We start from the raw sequence: 15,130 nt of genomic DNA on the forward strand, positions 1-15,130 counted from the left end.
CCCCGCTCCCGCAGCAGGCCGGCGAGCAGCTGGGCCGCGGGGGCAAGACCCCGGCCGCGCGCCCAGGCCGGAACCTGCTGTCCGCCCTCTGGTGGACCTACGTCGGCACCGACGTCGTCATCGGTGAACGGTTCACCGAGCTGACCACGCCGCGGCAACGTGGAGCTCTGGCCCGGGACGCCTACACGTACCTGCACTGCTCGCGACTGTCGCCGGGTGCCTGGCGCTGCACCGCCTGGAGGTGATCTCCGCGGACGCCGCCACCGTCGACGGCCGCGCCCTGGTCGAGTGCCGGGTGCAGCCGCGTTACGGGCTGGCCCCGGACCCGATCGCGCTCAGCGCCGACCTGCGCCGCGCGGTCGGCGGCGACGTCTCGGTCATCCAGCGGCTGCGCGGCCGGGCCCTGGCCGCGCGCAGCCAGGGCGCCGCCCCACGGGTGGTCTGGCACCGGGAGGCGGCCACCGACGCGGTCCTGCTGGAGCTGCGGGCCGCCGACGCCGCCGGACTGCTGTACCGGGTCACCTGCGCGCTGGACGACGCGGGCGCCCAGGTGCGGGCGGCCCGGATCTCGACGCTGGGCGGCGACGTGGTGGACGCGTTCTACCTGGTCGGCGGCTGGCCGTCGGACGAGGAACGGGCCCGGATCGAGGCCGCCGTGCTGGCCGCCGTGTAGTGGAACGGGCCGCCGGGCCGGAGCGGGCGGATGAGCGGCGGGCTACCCTAACGGTGGGCTGGACCACCGGCCCGGCAGCATGTGCCCGCCGAAAACGACAAACGGGATGTTCGCGTGTTTGACACCTTGAGTGACCGCCTGTCCGGGATCTTCACCAAGCTCCGCGGCAAGGGCCGGCTCACCGACGCCGACATCGACGCCACCGCGCGCGAGATCCGGATGGCGTTGCTGGAGGCCGACGTCGCCCTGCCGGTGGTCAAGGGCTTCATCGCGAACGTCAAGGAGCGGGCGCGCGGCGCCGAGGTCTCCCAGGCGCTCAACCCGGCGCAGCAGATCGTCAAGATCGTCAACGAGGAGCTGATCAACATCCTCGGCGGCGAGGGGCGGCGGCTCCAGTTCGCCAAGCACCCGCCGACCGTGATCATGCTGGCCGGCCTCCAGGGTTCCGGCAAGACGACGCTCGCCGGCAAGCTGGCCCGCTGGCTCAAGAGCCAGGGCCACCAGCCGCTGCTCGTCGCCGCCGACCTCCAGCGCCCCAACGCCGTCGGGCAGCTCCAGGTGCTCGGTGGCCGGGCCGGCGTCGAGGTGTACGCCCCGGCGCCCGGCAACGGCGTCGGCGACCCGGTGCAGGTGGCCCGCGACTCGATCGAGCACGCCCGCCGCGCCGCCCGGGACATCGTCATCGTCGACACCGCCGGCCGCCTCGGTATCGACACCGAGATGATGCAGCAGGCCGCGAACATCCGCGACGCGGTCCAGCCCGACGAGGTCATCTTCGTCATCGACGCCATGGTCGGCCAGGACGCGGTGCGCACCGCCGAGGCGTTCCGCGACGGCGTCGGCATCACCGGCGTGGTGCTGTCCAAGCTCGACGGCGACGCCCGCGGTGGCGCCGCGCTCTCCGTCCGCGAGGTGACCGGCCAGCCGATCCTGTTCGCCTCCACCGGCGAGAAGCTGGAGGACTTCGACGTCTTCCACCCGGACCGGATGGCCAGCCGGATCCTCGGCATGGGCGACGTCCTCACTCTGATCGAGCAGGCCGAGGCGGCCTTCGACACCGATCAGAAGGAGAAGATGACCGCCAAGCTGATGGGCGGGGAGACCTTCACGCTGGAGGACTTCCTCGATCAGCTCATCGCGGTCCGGCGGATGGGCCCGATCGCCAACGTGCTGGCCATGATGCCCGGCATGGGGCAGATGAAGGACCAGCTCGCCGAGCTGGACGACAAGCACTTCGACCGGGTCACCGCGATCATCCGGTCGATGACCCCGGCCGAGCGCACCACCCCGAAGATCATCAACGGCTCCCGCCGGGCCCGTATCGCCAGCGGTTCCGGCGTCACCGTCATGGACGTCAACCAGCTGCTCAACCGCTTCGCCGACGCGCAGAAGATGATGAAGCAGATGGGCGGCATGATGGGCCTGCCCGGCGGTGGCCGGCGCAAGGCGACCAAGTCGCCGAAGAACAAGCGCAAGGGCACGAAGGGCGGCGGGCGGCCGCGTACCGGCGCCGGCATGCCGGGCGGCTTCCCGGGCGGGATGCCGCAGCTCCCGCCGGGCCTGGACCCGGGTGACCTGGCCGGTGGGCAGGGCCTGCCGCCGGGCTTCAAGCTGCCGAAGATCGACTTCAACAAGCTCGGCAAGGGCGGCGACAAGGGCCCCCGCTAGCGTGTCGGTGACGGTGGGCGACATCGCTGTCTCTTAGGGTGACGTCGCCTCCTGGAAGGAGATGTCAATGACCGCGGCCCCGATCCTGCCGGAGCGGCACGAGTGGACGGTCGACGACCTGGGCGAGCTGCCCAAGGACCTTCCGTACGAACTGATCAACGGAAGGTTGATCGTGCCGTCGCCCACCGCCCTGCACCAGGACCTGTGTGTCCGTCTCCTGCTCGCGCTTGAGGTCAACTGCCCGCCGGAGTTCCTGGTGAGCATCGACCTGTCCATGCGGGTCGACCGCCGCAACGAGCCGCGCCCCGATGTGGTGGTGATCCGGCGCAAGCACGCCGGCCGGTCGCCCGTCCCGGTCGAGGACGCGTTGCTCGCCGTCGAGGTCGTCTCGCCGACGTCGCACTTCCGCGACCTGTACGACAAGGCGAAGGTCTACGCCCGCTCCGGGGTCCGCTCCTACTGGGTGGTGGATCCGCAGCACGAGCGGATCGCACTCACCGAGTACACGCTCGACGGCGCCGCCCGCGAGTACGAGCAACTGGCCCACACCGAGGACCTGTTCGTCACCGAGCGGCCCTGGAAGGTCTCGGTCGATCTGCCGGCGCTGACCGCGCGCCGCAACGACCTGCTCGCCGTCGAGGAGGACTGATCGGGTAGGACTGTGCACATGGCTCTGCACGTGCGCGGTGTGTTCCTTCCCGACGACGAGGTCCGGGACGTCTGGCTGGTCGGCGACCGGGTCACCTTCGAACCGGTGCCCGGCGCCGAGACGGTGGCCGACGGCGGCTTCGTGCTGCCCGGCCTGACCGACGCGCACTGCCACATCGGCATCGCCCGCGGCGGCAGCCCGATCACCTCCCTCGACCAGGCGCGGGAACTGGCCCGGATCGACCGGGACGCCGGTGTGCTGGCGATCCGGGACGCCGGGTCGCCGTACCCGTACCCCGAACTGGAGGACGAGCCGGACCTGCCGCGGCTGGCCCGCGCGGGCCGGCACGTCGCACCGCCCAAGCGCTACCTGCGTGACATCGGCGTGGAGGTCGGCGCGGCGGAGGTCGCCGCGACGGTGGCCGCGCAGGCCGCGGCCGGCAACGGCTGGGTCAAGCTGGTCGGCGACTGGATCGACAGGGGCGTCGGCGACCTGGCGCCGGCCTGGGACGCCGACACCATGACCGCGGCGGTCGCCGCCGCGCACGCCGCCGGGGTACGCGCCGCGGTGCACACGTTCTCCGAGTCGGCCGTGGAGATCATGGTGCGGGCCGGTGTCGACTCCGTGGAGCACGGCACCGGGCTGAGCCTCGACCTGATCGACCTGATGGCCCGGCAGGGCACCGCGCTGGTCCCCACGATGATCAACATCCGGACGTTCGGCCACATCGCCGAGCAGGCCCGCCCCAAGTTCCCCGGGTACGCCGACCACATGCTCGGCCTGCGCGACCGCTTCCCCGAGGTGGTGCGCGCCGCGCACGAGGCGGGTGTGCCGATCTACGTCGGCACCGACGCGGGCGGCGGCATCGACCACGGCCTGGCGGCCGAGGAGATGCTGCTGCTGCACGAGCAGGCCGGCATGTCCGCCACGGACGTGCTCGCCGCCGCCTCCTGGCGGGCCCGGGAGTGGCTCGGCTTCCCCGGGCTCGTCGAGGGCGGCCTCGCCGACCTGGTGGTCTACCCCGAGGACCCGCGCCGCGACCTGCGTGTGGTCCGGACGCCCAGCCGGATCGTGCTGCGCGGCCGGGTCGTCCGCTGACCGGCCGACGGCGACGGCTCTAGCGGGCGGTCGCCGCCATCAGGAACAGGCGCACCGCCAGGTCGGCCAGCCGGTCGGCGGTCTCGTCGACCGGGCCCCCGGGCAGCACGATGTGGCTCACCACCAGACGTACGACGCTGTCCGCGGCGAACGCGAGGGCCGCCGGATCGGCGTCCGGCAGGCGCTCGCCGGTCCACTCCAGCAGCGCCGCCGCGGCCTCGGCGAGCACCAGCTCGGACCGGGTGGTCAGGTACGGCAGAAGCTCCTCCGAGCCGCCCCGGGTGCTGGTCAGCACCGCCCGGACCAGCGGGTTCTCGGCGGCCGAGGCGAGCGTGCGGTGGATCGCCGCGTACGCTGCCGCGCGGACGTCGGAGTCGTGCTCGTCGAGCGCGGACCGGACCTGGCCGACGAACCGGTCCACCTCGTGCCGGGCCAGCGCCTCGCCCAGGCCCGCCTTGGTGCCGAACTCGTTGTAGACCGTCTGCCGGCTCACCCCTGCGGCGCTTGCGACGGCACCCATCCGGACCCCGGCCCAGCCGGTCGTGACGGTCAGCGAACGGGCGGCGTCGACGATCGTCTCGCGCACCGGAGTGACGTTCCTCGCCTTAGACATGGTGATCGAAGTCTACGGGCGCTGCTCAGCGTACCTCGAGTTCGTACTCCGCCTCGGCCCGGAACCGCCCGCCGTCGTGGCCGGCGAAGGTCAGGTGGTGCGTCTCCGGCGCCGGGGTGGTGGAGAGCATGACGGCAGACGGTAGTGCGGGCGCGCCCGGCTGCGCCCACCCGTGACGGGACGCATAGGATGCGTGGTCATGGCACGCGTGCTCACTCCCCGTGCGGAGGACTTTCCCCGCTGGTACCAGGACCTGATCGCCAAGGCGAAGCTGGCCGACAACGGCCCGGTCCGGGGGACCATGGTGATCCGACCGGCCGGCTACGCCATCTGGGAGCGGATGCAGGCCGAGATGGACGCCCGGATCAAGGCGGCCGGCGCGGAGAACGCGTACTTCCCGCTGTTCATCCCGGAGAGCTACCTCAAGCGGGAGGCCGAGCACGTCGAGGGCTTCTCGCCGGAGCTGGCAGTCGTCACGCACGGTGGCGGCAAGCAGCTCGCCGAGCCGGTGGTGGTGCGCCCTACGAGCGAGACGGTCATCGGCGAGTTCATGGCCAAGTGGATCGACTCGTACCGCGACCTGCCGCTGCTGCTCAACCAGTGGGCGAACGTGGTCCGGTGGGAGCTGCGCCCGCGGATCTTCCTGCGTACCAGCGAGTTCCTCTGGCAGGAGGGGCACACCGCGCACGCGACGCGCGAGGACGCCCGCGCCTACGCGCGGCGGATCCTGCACGAGGCGTACGAGGACCTGATGGTCAACGTGCTCGGCATCCCGGTGGTGGTCGGCCTGAAGACCGCCCGGGAGCGCTTCGCCGGCGCCACCGCCACGTACACGTGCGAAGGCATGATGGGCGACGGCAAGGCACTCCAGCTGGGCACCAGCCACGAGCTGGGCCAGAACTTCGCCAAGGCGTTCGACATCAGCTACTCCTCGGCCGAGGGCGGCCGGGAGCACGCGTGGACCACCTCCTGGGGCACCTCCACCCGGATGCTCGGCGGTCTGATCATGTGCCACGGTGACGACAACGGGCTGCGGGTGCCGCCGAAGCTGGCGCCGGTCCAGGCGTACGTGATGATCGTCAAGGACGGCGAGGGCGTCGGCGAGGCGGCGCGAAAGCTTCACGACGCGCTGCGTGACGCCGGGGTGCGGGTGGCGCTCGACGACCGGACCGACACCGCGTTCGGCCGCCGCGCCGTCGACGCCGAGCTGCGCGGCTACCCGGTACGCGTCGAGGTAGGCCCGCGTGACCTGGCCGCCGGCAACGCGGTGGTGGTCCGGCGTACGGACGGCTCGAAGGCCCCGACGCCGGTGGCCGACGTGGTCGGCGCGGTCCTGGCCGCGCTGGAGGCCGACCAGCAGGCGCTGCACGACCAGGCGCTGGAGTTCCGCCGGTCCCGCACCGTCGAGGTGTCGACGCTGGCCGAGGCGATCGAGGCGTCCGCCACCGGCTGGGCGCGGGTGCCGTGGTCGGCGGTCGGCGTCGAGGGCGAGGCCGAGGCGAACGCTCAGGGCGTGACGGTCCGCTGCCTGGTACGCGCCGACGGCTCGGTGCCGGACTCGGAGGACGAGCCCGACCTGGTGGCGATCCTCGCCCGCGCCTACTGAGGGTGTAAGGAAGGGCCCCTTCTTAACGCATTCCGCAGAGGAGGGGCCCCTTGTTAACACGACGGCGGGGGTGAGCGTGCGGTTCGAGCCGGGGCGGCTGATCATGCACCGGAACGTGCGCAACGGCCGGATCGGCTGGGTCCGGTCGGCCCGGGTGGTCTCCGACGACGAGCGCGGCCTGGTGCTCTGGGTGGCGCGCGAGGCGCCCGTCGCGCACGAGGTGAACGCCGCCGGCCTGGGCATGCGGGCGGTGCCGTTCGCCGAGTGGGTGACGTCGTCCTACCGGCTCGCGCAGGGGCTGTGGAACGGCCCGCCGGTGCTGAAGTTCCTGCCCACCGGCGCGGCCCACTCGGTCTGGTGGTTCCGTGACGCGGCGGGCCGCTTCCAGAACTGGTACGTGAACCTGGAGGAGCCCGGCGTCCGCTGGGACGACGGCACGGTGGCCGGGGTCGACATGGTCGACCAGGATCTCGACGTCGTGGTCCACCCGGACCTGAGCTGGGAGTGGAAGGACGAGGACGAGTTCGCCGAGCGGCTGGCGTTCCCGGAGCACTACTGGGTGACCGACGAGAAGGCGGTACGCGCCGAGGGCGAGCGGGTGATCCGGATCGCCGAGGCGGGGGAGTTCCCGTTCGACGGCACCTGGTGCGACTTCACCCCACCCGCGGAATGGGACGTACCGGACGTACTTCCGCCGGGGTGGGACCGCCCGCCGGTGCGCTGAACGAGTGTCCTCGGTCACGGCCCGGCCCGCCCCGGGCGTGGTGTCCGGGTCCGGTGTGAGAGTTCCGGTCCGGATCTGGCAGAATGGTTCGCTGGTATCCGGCACGCGTCCGGCGCCCTCTAACCCGGGCGCGTCGCCAGTTCACCGAGCAGTCTCCGGCCCAAACCCCACTGTGCCGGTCGGCGCTCACCCGCCACACCGCCCGTACGGGCCGGTGAGATCGCAACAGGAGCGAAACAACTGTGGCCGTAAAGATCCGGCTCCTGCGGATGGGCAAGATCCGCAACCCGCAGTACCGCATCGTCATCGCCGACTCGCGCACCAAGCGTGACGGTCGTGCGATCGAGTTCGTCGGTGTGTACCAGCCGAAGGAAGACCCTTCGGTGATCGAGGTCAAGTCGGAGCGGGTCCAGTACTGGCTCTCGGTCGGCGCCCAGCCGAGCGAGGCCGTGCAGCGCCTGCTGGAGCTGACCGGTGACTGGCAGAAGTTCAAGGGCCTGCCCGCGCCGCCGCCGCTGAAGGTCGCCCCCGAGCGGGCCGACCGCAAGGCGGCGTACGAGGCCGAGGCGAAGGCCGCCGCCGGCGTGGCCGACACCCCGGCGAAGCCGGCCAAGAAGGCCGCCGCCAAGGCGGAGGAGCCGAAGGCCGAGGCCAAGGCCGAGGAGCAGACCGGTGCCGAGTCCGGCGAGCAGGCCTGACATGCCGCTGCGTCCCGCTCTGGAGCACCTGGTCAAGGGCATCGTCGACCACCCGGACGACGTCCGGGTGCGCATGGTCGACTCCCGTCGGGGCAAGCGCCTCGAAGTCCGCGTGCACCCCGAGGACCTCGGCACGGTGATCGGGCGGTCCGGCCGGACCGCCAAGGCGCTGCGCCAGGTGATCGGCTCCATCGGCGGGCGTGGGGTACGCGTCGACATCGTCGACTCGTACTGATGCTTCTCGTCGTCGGCCGGATCGGTAAGCCGCACGGCATCCGCGGTGAGGTCACCGTGGAGGTGCGTACCGACGAGCCCGAAGCACGGTTCGCCCCCGGTTCGGTGTTGACCACCGAGCCGGGGGTGGTCCCGTCGGAGCCCGGCGCCTGGCGGGTGCCCCCGACGCTCACCGTCGAGTCGGCCCGCTGGCATCAGGGCCGTCTGCTCGTCGCCTTCGAGGGCGTGCTGGAGCGCGACGTCGCCGAGGCGCTGCGCAACACGCTGCTCGGCGTGGACAGCGCCGACGTCGCCCCGCCGGAGGACCCGGAGGAGTTCCACGACCACCAGCTGGTCGGGCTCACAGTGGTCACCCGCGACGGCGAGCACGTGGGCGAGGTGGCCCGCATCGACCACGCGCCCGCGTCCGACATGCTGGTGCTGCGGCGCCCCGAGGGGCGTACCGCGCTGGTCCCGTTCGTCAAGGCGATCGTGCCCGAGGTGGATCTGGCCGGCGGTCGCGTCGTCGTCGACCTGCCCGGCGGCCTGCTCGACCTCTAGCTGGAGCCCACCGCATGCGCGTCGACATCGTGTCGATCTTCCCCGAGTACTTCGCCCCGCTGGACCTCTCGCTCATCGGCAAGGCCCGCGCGAACGGCACGCTGCGGCTGGCCGTACACGATCTGCGGACCTGGACCCACGACGTGCACCGCACCGTCGACGACACGCCCTACGGCGGCGGTCCGGGCATGGTCATGCGTCCGGAGCCGTGGGGTGAGGCGCTGGACGCGCTGGCGCCGGGCGAGCTGAGCCCGGACGGGCACACGCTGCCCCGGCTGCTCGTGCCGTCGCCCGCGGGCGTCCCGTTCACCCAGGCCCTGGCGCACGAGCTGGCCGCCGAGTCGCACCTGCTGTTCGCCTGCGGCCGGTACGAGGGCATCGACCAGCGGGTGCTGGACCACGCCGCGACCCGGATGCCGGTGACCGAGGTCTCCCTCGGCGACTACGTGCTGTTCGGCGGCGAGGTGGCCGTGCTGGTGATCCTGGAGGCGGTCACCCGGCTGCTGCCCGGCGTGCTCGGCAACGCCGGGTCGCTGGACGAGGAGTCGCACGCGCACGGGCTGCTGGAGGCCCCGCTCTACACCAAGCCGGCGAGCTGGCGCGGGCTGGACGTGCCCGAGGTGCTGCGCTCCGGCGACCACGCCCGGATCGACCGCTGGCGGCGCGACGAGTCGCTGCTGCGGACCGCGGCCCGGCGCCCCGACATGATCGGCGCGCTGGCACCGGAGACGCTCGACAAGCGGGACCGGGCGACGCTGGACCGGGGCGGATTTTCCCCGCCACCGGGGCATGTGGCAAAGTAGAGGGGTTGCCGCATCCGTCCACGCCGTGGGCGGTTGCGAGGACCCTCGACCGGGGCCGGTCTCGCCGGTCACCACCCGGGGGTCAGAATCACCCATCCGCGCATCGACTGACGATGCGCCGTGAGCCTCACGAGGACGCAGCGATGAACATCCTGGACGCCCTTGACGCCCAGTCGAAGCGTACCGACCTGCCCGACTTCCGTGCCGGTGACACCGTCAAGGTGCACGCGCGGGTCGTCGAGGGCAACCGCTCCCGGGTCCAGATCTTCCAGGGCGTCGTCATCCGCCGCCAGGGTGACGGCCTGCGTGAGACCTTCTCGGTCCGCAAGGTCAGCTTCGGTGTCGGCGTGGAGCGGACCTACCCGCTCAACGGCCCGGGCATCGACCGGATCGAGGTCGTGACCCGCGGTGACGTGCGTCGCGCCAAGCTCTACTACCTGCGTGAGCTGCGCGGCAAGAAGGCCAAGATCAAGGAGCTGCGGGAGAAGCAGCCGGCGAACTGATCCACGTTCGCCACGCCGCCCGGCCTGCGCGGATGTCGTATCGACCAGACCGCATTACCCTGGTCGGTACGGGCGCAGCCGGACGGTGCGAAACGGTCCACTACCGCCCGTGGGGTCTCCGAGGGGACTCCCGGGCGGTAGTGTCGTTTCCGCGGACCGGAGAGTGGCATGGTGCAGATGGTTGACGAGGACGGCGCCGTCGATCCCTGGCGCCGGCGGGCCCGCCGCGGCCGCCGCCAGATGCCGCTCTGGCAGGAGCTGCCGCTGCTGCTGATCGTGGCGTTCTGCCTCGCGGTGCTGATCCGGACGTTCCTGCTCCAGGCGTTCTTCATCCCCTCCGGGTCGATGGAGAACACGCTGCTCGTCGGTGACCGGGTGCTCGTCAACAAGGTCGTCTACGACGTCCGCGACCCGGTCCGCGGCGAGGTGGTGGTGTTCCGGGGCACCGACCGCTGGGTCGCCCAGGAGGCGCCCGCGCCGCCGGCCAACTTCGCCGGCCGGGTCGGCCGTACGCTCGGTGACCTGGTGGGCGTCAGCCGCCCCGGCGAGAAGGACTTCATCAAGCGCGTCATCGGCGTACCGGGCGACAAGGTCTGGTGCTGCGACGACGGCCGGGTGGTGGTCAACGGGGTGCCGCTGGACGAGACGGCGTACGTCTCCGAGGACTCCCCGGTCGAGCTGCCGCCCAATCCGAAGGAGTGCCGGTCCCGGCAGTTCACCGAGGTGGTGGTGCCGCCGGGGCAGATCTTCGTGATGGGCGACCACCGGCTCGTCTCGCAGGACGCCCGATGTCAGGGGCCGGTGCCGATCGAGAACGTGGTCGGCCGCGCCTTCATGATCGTCTGGCCGTCGCAGCGGTGGACCGGTCTGCCCGTACCGGAGACGTTCGCGAGCGTGCCGCGCGCGGACGCCGCGGCGGCGCCCGGGCCGGTGCCTGTGGATCCCGACCCGGTCGGCGGCGTCGTCCTGATCCTCCCGCTCGCGGCGACGCTCACCGTTCTGGCGGGTTCGGGGCGACCGCTCCGTACCCGGCGACGTAGGCTCCTCCCGTGATCGACGAGCAGACCGAGAAGCCCCGCAGCTCCTTCTGGAAGGAGCTGCCCATCCTCCTGGGCGTGGCGATCCTGGTCGCGGTGCTGGTGCGTGCCTTCGTGCTGCAGACCTTCTTCATCCCGTCGCCGTCCATGGAGAACACCCTCAAGATCGACGATCGGGTGCTTGTCAACAAGCTGGTCTACGACTTCCGCTCGCCGCACCGGGGTGAGGTGATCGTCTTCAAGGCGCCCACCGAGTGGAGCGGCAACCCCGACGGTGAGGACTTCATCAAGCGGGTCATCGGCGTCGGCGGCGATCACGTGGTCTGCTGCGACCGCACCGGCGGCCAGGAGCGGCTGATCATCAACGGCAAGCCGATCGACGAGCCGTTCATCTTCCCCGGCAACAAGCCCGCCGACCAGGACTTCGACATCACCGTGCCGAAGGGGCGCCTGTGGGTCATGGGTGACCACCGGGAGGCTTCCGGCGACTCGCTGGAGCACTGGCAGCAGTCGGGCGAGGACATCAACGTCGCCACCATCCCCGAGGGCGAGGTCGTCGGCCGGGCCTTCACCATCTTCTGGCCGGTCAGCCGTGCGACCTGGCTCAGCGTCCCCGAGCAGTTCGACGGGATCCCCAATCCCTGAGCCGGCCCGCGCCAGGCTCCGGCCCGCCTGCCACGCCTCGACGGCGGGAGGGCGTGGTCGTTCGTCGCAGGCGTCTGGCAGGCTGGTGCGGTGACCGTCTACACCCCTCGTCGCGCGGCCCGGGTGCTGCTGGTCGACGCGTCCGACCGGGTGCTGCTCTTCGAGGGCAGTGATCCGGCCCGGCCGGGTCACCGCTACTGGTTCACCCCCGGCGGCGGGCTGGACCCGGGGGAGTCCCCGGCCGACGGCGCCGCCCGGGAGCTGGCCGAGGAGACCGGCCTGCGGCTGGCCCCGGCCGAACTGGGCGCGCCGGTCTGGTCGGAGACCGTCGAGTTCCCGTTCGACGGCGTCTGGTACCGCCAGGACCAGCAGTTCTACCTGGTCCGGGTGACGGGCTGGGACGTCGACACGACCGGCTTCAACGACGTCGAACGGGCGAGCGTGCACGGGCACCGCTGGTGGCCGGTCGCCGAGCTGGCCGCCACCGCCGAGCGCTACTACCCGCCGGACCTGCCCGGCCGGCTCGGCGCCGTGCTGGCCGGAGGCAGCGCATGCTGACCCCGCCGCGCACCGTGGTCCGCCGCGACGGCGGCCTCTACGCGCTGGAGCGCGCCCTGCAACGGCGTGGCTTCCGGCACGTGGCGGGCGCCGACGAGGCCGGCCGGGGCGCCTGCGCCGGGCCGCTGGTGGCCGCCGCCGCGATCCTGCCCGAGGGCCGGCGCGGCGAGATCGACGAGCTGGCCGACTCGAAGCTGCTCACCCCCGCCGCACGCGAGCGCGTCCACGACGAGGTGGTGGCGCGGGCCCTGGCGTACGCCGTGGTGGTCATCCCGGCCGAGGAGGTCGACGCCCGCGGGCTGCACGTGTGCAACCTCGCCGCGATGCGCCGGGCGCTCGCCTCGCTCACCACCCGCCCGGAGTACGTGCTGACCGACGGCTTCGGCGTCGACGGGCTGGACGTGCCGGGCCTGGCGGTCTGGAAGGGCGACCGGGTGGCCGCGTGTGTGGCGGCGGCGAGCGTGCTCGCGAAGGTCACCCGGGACCGGATCATGGTGGAACTGGACGGGCGGTTCCCCGGCTACGGCTTCGCCGAGCACAAGGGCTACATCACCGCCGAGCACAGCGCCGCCCTGCGCGCGCTCGGGCCCTGCCGGGAACACCGCTTCTCGTACGTGAACGTGGCCGCCGTCTCCGGACGGGACGGCCGGCCTCCCCGCGCCCGCCGCCCGGCGGGCGCCGACGCGGCGCGGCCCGAGCCCGCGGCCGGGCTGCCGGGTCTCGGGCCCGGAGCGTTCGCCGGCCGCCCGGACGAGCCGATGGGGCACTGCGGCGCGTCAGGGGGTACCGTCGGCGTGGCGTTGGGCGAGCAGCCGCGACCTCCGGCGTCGGTGGGGGAAGATGTGGTCATGGAAGGCGGAGTGCGATGAGCGCGGAAGATCTCGAGAAGTACGAGACCGAGATGGAGCTGCAGCTCTACCGGGAGTACCGGGACATCGTCCGCCAGTTCTCCTACGTGGTGGAGACCGAGCGCCGTTTCTACCTGGCCAACCAGGTCGACCTGCACGTGCGCAACTCCGACGGCGAGGTCTACTTCGAGGTCGAGATGCACGACGCCTGGGTGTGGGACATGTACCGGCCTGCCCGTTTCGTCAAGAATGTTCGAGTAATGACGTTCAAGGACGTCAATGTGGAAGAGCTCGAAAAGCCCGACATCTCGCTTCCCGCAGATTCCGGATTCGGGAGCTGACCACGGGCGGCTGAACGCCCTCGGATCACTCCGCCGGCACGACCACCTCGACCCGCTGCACCAGGTTGTTCGCGAACCCGCCCCGGTTCCACGGCTGCTCGACCGGCTGGGTACGCCCCGACGCGTCGGTCGCCCGGGCGCCGAGCACGTACCGCCCCGGCGTCGCCGTCCAACTGACCGACCACCGGCGCCACGTCCACTCGCCCCCGGCCGGCTCGTCCAGGACCGCCGGTGTCCACGTCTCGCCGCCGTCGACAGTCACCTCGACCGAGGTCACCGGCGCGTGGCCGGACCAGGCCCGGCCGTCCAGAGTGCACGGTCCGGGCCGCAGCACCCGGGTGCGGGACATGAAGTCCGGGAACCCGGGCGGACGCACCAGCGCACGCGGCTCGATCCGGGTCACCGGCACGCCCGGGTCGTCGGCGTCGCGCCGCAGCCGGTAGGCCACCGCGTTCTGGTAGCCGTCGAACGGCTCGGTCGTCACAGTGATGTCGCGCAGCCACTTCACGTGCGCCATGCCGTACCAGCCGGGCACGATCAGGCGCAGCGGCGCGCCGTGCTGCGGCAGCAGGGGAGCGCCGTTCATCTCGTACGCCAGCAGCACCTCCTCGCGCAGCGCGTCGGCCACCGGCAGCGCCCGCTGGTAGTCCTGCTCGACGCCGCGCTCCACCCCGTGGTCCGCGCCGGTGAACACCACGTCCACCGCGTCGTCGGACAGGCCGGCCTCGCGCAGCAACGGCGCCAGCGGCGTACCGGTCCACTCGGCGTTGCCCACCGCCTCCACCAGCCAGGGCTGGCTCACCGGGCGGGGATGCAGCAGCGCCCGGCCGTTGCCGGCGCACTCCAACGTCACGCGGTGGGTCACCCGCGGCCGGTCGCACAGCGCCGCCAGGTCCAGCCGCAGTGGACGCTCGACCGCGCCGGAGACGCTCAGCGCGTACGCGGCCGGGTCGACGTCCGGGATGTCGTAGTGGATGAGCAGGTAGTGCAGACCCGCCGGGGTCACGTCGTACCGCAGCGCCTCCAGCGGGATGCCGTGGTTACGCGCGGCGAGCTGAAGCTCCTCGGCGCTGATCGCCTCGTCCGTCCCGGCCACCCGCGAGGGCCGGCTGACGTCGTCCACTGTGGTCATGCCTGCTCCGTCCGCTCCAGCACGTCGTAGCCCACGAACGTGAACATCCGCACGCCTGGCGCCAGCGGGCGGGGCGTGCCGGTGAAGCGGTGCGCGCCGACGCCCACACCGTCGGCCGGGCTGTTCACCGCGACCGGCGCGAAGCCCTCCTCGGCGAACCACTCGCAGATGACCGGCACCAGGTCCGGCTCGCGCCGGTGCCGCGTCCACAGCACCGTGGCGCCGGTGGCGCAGAGCGAGGCGCAGTGCCGCACCGTTTCCCGGATGTCGTCGTCGCTGATGTTGCCGAAGATGCCGCAGACCAGCACCAGATCCGCCGGGGCCAGATCGACGTAGCGGTCGGTCAGCGAGGCGTCCCCGGTCACCACCTCCACGCCGGTGAGCCCGGCGTCGGCGGCGGCGCGGCGGGCCGGATCGGCGTTGCGCGGATCCAGTTCGACCAGGCGGGCGGTCACGTCGGCGCCCCGGGGATGGGCGGCCAGCACCGGGATCAGGTCGCGGCCCTGACCCGCGCAGAGACTCAGCGCGCGCAGCGGACCGGGCGGCGCCCCATCGAGGGCGTCGGAGACACGTTGCCGCACCTCGGCGAGCCGCCGGGCCAGTGCGGACTCGGGCTGGTCGTAGTCGCTGTGCCAGGCGTACCAGTCCTCCGTCACCCGGCCAGCATAGGCGTCCGGGCCGTAGCAGATCGGCCCCGATTTCGGCGCTCGTCCACAGTCGGAGCGTCGTCCACAGGGCCGGCGGGTGGGGTGCGCGGGAG

The 15,130-nt window shown here is 72.4% G+C and carries 18 protein-coding genes and 2 pseudogenes; 17 read left to right on the forward strand and 3 right to left on the reverse strand.

What is annotated here, in order from left to right:
* From ABD52_RS40355 to ABD52_RS31310, 5 genes and pseudogenes are all read left to right on the forward strand, one after another.
* Nucleotides 1-245: pseudogene (locus ABD52_RS40355) on the forward strand (hypothetical protein); the annotation flags it as partial.
* Nucleotides 197-673, forward strand: a pseudogene (locus ABD52_RS31295) ([protein-PII] uridylyltransferase); the annotation flags it as partial. The pseudogenes ABD52_RS40355 and ABD52_RS31295, both read left to right, overlap by 49 nt.
* A 114-nt stretch (nt 674-787) precedes the next feature.
* Nucleotides 788-2,341, forward strand: a complete 1,554-nt coding sequence (ffh, locus tag ABD52_RS31300) for a signal recognition particle protein (RefSeq protein WP_013284580.1) — start codon at nt 788-790, stop codon at nt 2,339-2,341.
* Nucleotides 2,342-2,408: 67 nt separating this feature from the next.
* Entirely contained in the window at nt 2,409-2,990 is a 582-nt protein-coding gene (locus ABD52_RS31305; protein WP_047894126.1) for a Uma2 family endonuclease, read from the forward strand.
* An 18-nt stretch (nt 2,991-3,008) separates the two neighbouring features.
* A complete protein-coding gene (locus ABD52_RS31310) occupies nt 3,009-4,088 on the forward strand; it encodes an amidohydrolase family protein (protein ID WP_013474365.1) in 1,080 nt (359 codons plus the stop codon).
* Nucleotides 4,089-4,107: 19 nt separating this feature from the next.
* Here the strand turns inward: ABD52_RS31310 and ABD52_RS31315 are convergent, their stop codons facing one another.
* Nucleotides 4,108-4,701, reverse strand: a complete 594-nt coding sequence (locus ABD52_RS31315) for a TetR/AcrR family transcriptional regulator (RefSeq protein ID WP_047894127.1) — start codon at nt 4,699-4,701, stop codon at nt 4,108-4,110.
* Between the two features lie 199 nt (nt 4,702-4,900).
* On the opposite strand from ABD52_RS31315, the gene proS reads away from it, so the two are divergent.
* From proS to ABD52_RS31375, 12 genes are all read left to right on the forward strand, one after another.
* Nucleotides 4,901-6,307 (forward strand): proline--tRNA ligase, encoded by a 1,407-nt coding sequence (gene proS / locus ABD52_RS31320; RefSeq protein ID WP_030269967.1) that lies wholly within the window; start codon nt 4,901-4,903, stop codon nt 6,305-6,307.
* Nucleotides 6,308-6,383: 76 nt separating this feature from the next.
* Nucleotides 6,384-7,031: a DUF402 domain-containing protein gene (locus ABD52_RS31325; protein ID WP_013474368.1), complete on the forward strand. Its 648-nt coding sequence runs from the start codon at nt 6,384-6,386 to the stop codon at nt 7,029-7,031.
* A 242-nt stretch (nt 7,032-7,273) separates the two neighbouring features.
* Entirely contained in the window at nt 7,274-7,729 is a 456-nt protein-coding gene (gene rpsP / locus ABD52_RS31330; RefSeq protein ID WP_013284587.1) for a 30S ribosomal protein S16, read from the forward strand.
* On the forward strand, nt 7,704-7,964 hold the full coding sequence (locus tag ABD52_RS31335) for an RNA-binding protein (protein WP_026268109.1): 261 nt from the start codon (nt 7,704-7,706) through the stop codon (nt 7,962-7,964). The genes rpsP and ABD52_RS31335 overlap by 26 nt, the downstream gene beginning before the upstream one ends.
* On the forward strand, nt 7,964-8,503 hold the full coding sequence (gene rimM, locus ABD52_RS31340) for a ribosome maturation factor RimM (protein WP_013474369.1): 540 nt from the start codon (nt 7,964-7,966) through the stop codon (nt 8,501-8,503). The genes ABD52_RS31335 and rimM overlap by 1 nt, the downstream gene beginning before the upstream one ends.
* A gap of 14 nt (nt 8,504-8,517) precedes the next feature.
* A complete protein-coding gene (gene trmD, locus ABD52_RS31345) occupies nt 8,518-9,306 on the forward strand; it encodes a tRNA (guanosine(37)-N1)-methyltransferase TrmD (RefSeq protein WP_013284590.1) in 789 nt (262 codons plus the stop codon).
* Nucleotides 9,307-9,449: 143 nt separating this feature from the next.
* Nucleotides 9,450-9,809, forward strand: coding sequence for a 50S ribosomal protein L19 (gene rplS / locus ABD52_RS31350; protein ID WP_013284591.1), 360 nt, complete (start codon nt 9,450-9,452; stop codon nt 9,807-9,809).
* Nucleotides 9,810-9,977: 168 nt separating this feature from the next.
* On the forward strand, nt 9,978-10,862 hold the full coding sequence (gene lepB, locus ABD52_RS31355; protein ID WP_013284592.1) for a signal peptidase I: 885 nt from the start codon (nt 9,978-9,980) through the stop codon (nt 10,860-10,862).
* The gene (gene lepB / locus ABD52_RS31360; RefSeq protein WP_013284593.1) at nt 10,859-11,491 is read left to right on the forward strand and encodes a signal peptidase I; all 633 of its coding nucleotides are present in this window, start codon (nt 10,859-10,861) and stop codon (nt 11,489-11,491) included. The genes lepB (ABD52_RS31355) and lepB (ABD52_RS31360) overlap by 4 nt, the downstream gene beginning before the upstream one ends.
* Before the next feature lie 90 nt (nt 11,492-11,581).
* On the forward strand, nt 11,582-12,049 hold the full coding sequence (locus ABD52_RS31365) for an NUDIX hydrolase (protein ID WP_047894128.1): 468 nt from the start codon (nt 11,582-11,584) through the stop codon (nt 12,047-12,049).
* On the forward strand, nt 12,043-12,918 hold the full coding sequence (locus tag ABD52_RS31370) for a ribonuclease HII (RefSeq protein WP_047894129.1): 876 nt from the start codon (nt 12,043-12,045) through the stop codon (nt 12,916-12,918). The genes ABD52_RS31365 and ABD52_RS31370 overlap by 7 nt, the downstream gene beginning before the upstream one ends.
* Entirely contained in the window at nt 12,915-13,238 is a 324-nt protein-coding gene (locus ABD52_RS31375; protein ID WP_011905215.1) for a DUF2469 domain-containing protein, read from the forward strand. Before ABD52_RS31370 ends, ABD52_RS31375 begins: the two co-directional genes overlap by 4 nt.
* Before the next feature lie 25 nt (nt 13,239-13,263).
* Here ABD52_RS31375 and ABD52_RS31380 read toward each other — a convergent pair whose 3' ends face one another.
* Nucleotides 13,264-14,370, reverse strand: coding sequence for a sulfite oxidase (locus tag ABD52_RS31380; protein WP_047894130.1), 1,107 nt, complete (start codon nt 14,368-14,370; stop codon nt 13,264-13,266).
* Complete coding sequence (locus ABD52_RS31385) at nt 14,367-15,026, reverse strand: methyltransferase (RefSeq protein ID WP_047894131.1); 660 nt, start codon at nt 15,024-15,026, stop codon at nt 14,367-14,369. Before ABD52_RS31385 ends, ABD52_RS31380 begins: the two co-directional genes overlap by 4 nt.
* Nucleotides 15,027-15,130: the final 104 nt, after the last annotated feature.

The sequence above is a fragment of the Micromonospora sp. RV43 genome (genome assembly GCF_001029515.1).
GTDB lineage: Bacteria > Actinomycetota > Actinomycetes > Mycobacteriales > Micromonosporaceae > Micromonospora > Micromonospora aurantiaca.

Coding starts and splice junctions, on each gene's coding strand:
- ABD52_RS31305 (WP_047894126.1), top strand. CDS start 2,409: ATGACCGCGGCCCCGATCCTGCCGGAGCGGCACGAGTGGACGGTCGAC.
- ABD52_RS31310 (WP_013474365.1), top strand. CDS start 3,009: ATGGCTCTGCACGTGCGCGGTGTGTTCCTTCCCGACGACGAGGTCCGG.
- ABD52_RS31315 (WP_047894127.1), bottom strand. CDS start 4,701: ATGTCTAAGGCGAGGAACGTCACTCCGGTGCGCGAGACGATCGTCGAC.
- proS (WP_030269967.1), top strand. CDS start 4,901: ATGGCACGCGTGCTCACTCCCCGTGCGGAGGACTTTCCCCGCTGGTAC.
- rimM (WP_013474369.1), top strand. CDS start 7,964: ATGCTTCTCGTCGTCGGCCGGATCGGTAAGCCGCACGGCATCCGCGGT.
- trmD (WP_013284590.1), top strand. CDS start 8,518: ATGCGCGTCGACATCGTGTCGATCTTCCCCGAGTACTTCGCCCCGCTG.
- rplS (WP_013284591.1), top strand. CDS start 9,450: ATGAACATCCTGGACGCCCTTGACGCCCAGTCGAAGCGTACCGACCTG.
- lepB (WP_013284592.1), top strand. CDS start 9,978: ATGGTGCAGATGGTTGACGAGGACGGCGCCGTCGATCCCTGGCGCCGG.
- ABD52_RS31370 (WP_047894129.1), top strand. CDS start 12,043: ATGCTGACCCCGCCGCGCACCGTGGTCCGCCGCGACGGCGGCCTCTAC.
- ABD52_RS31375 (WP_011905215.1), top strand. CDS start 12,915: ATGAGCGCGGAAGATCTCGAGAAGTACGAGACCGAGATGGAGCTGCAG.
- ABD52_RS31380 (WP_047894130.1), bottom strand. CDS start 14,370: ATGACCACAGTGGACGACGTCAGCCGGCCCTCGCGGGTGGCCGGGACG.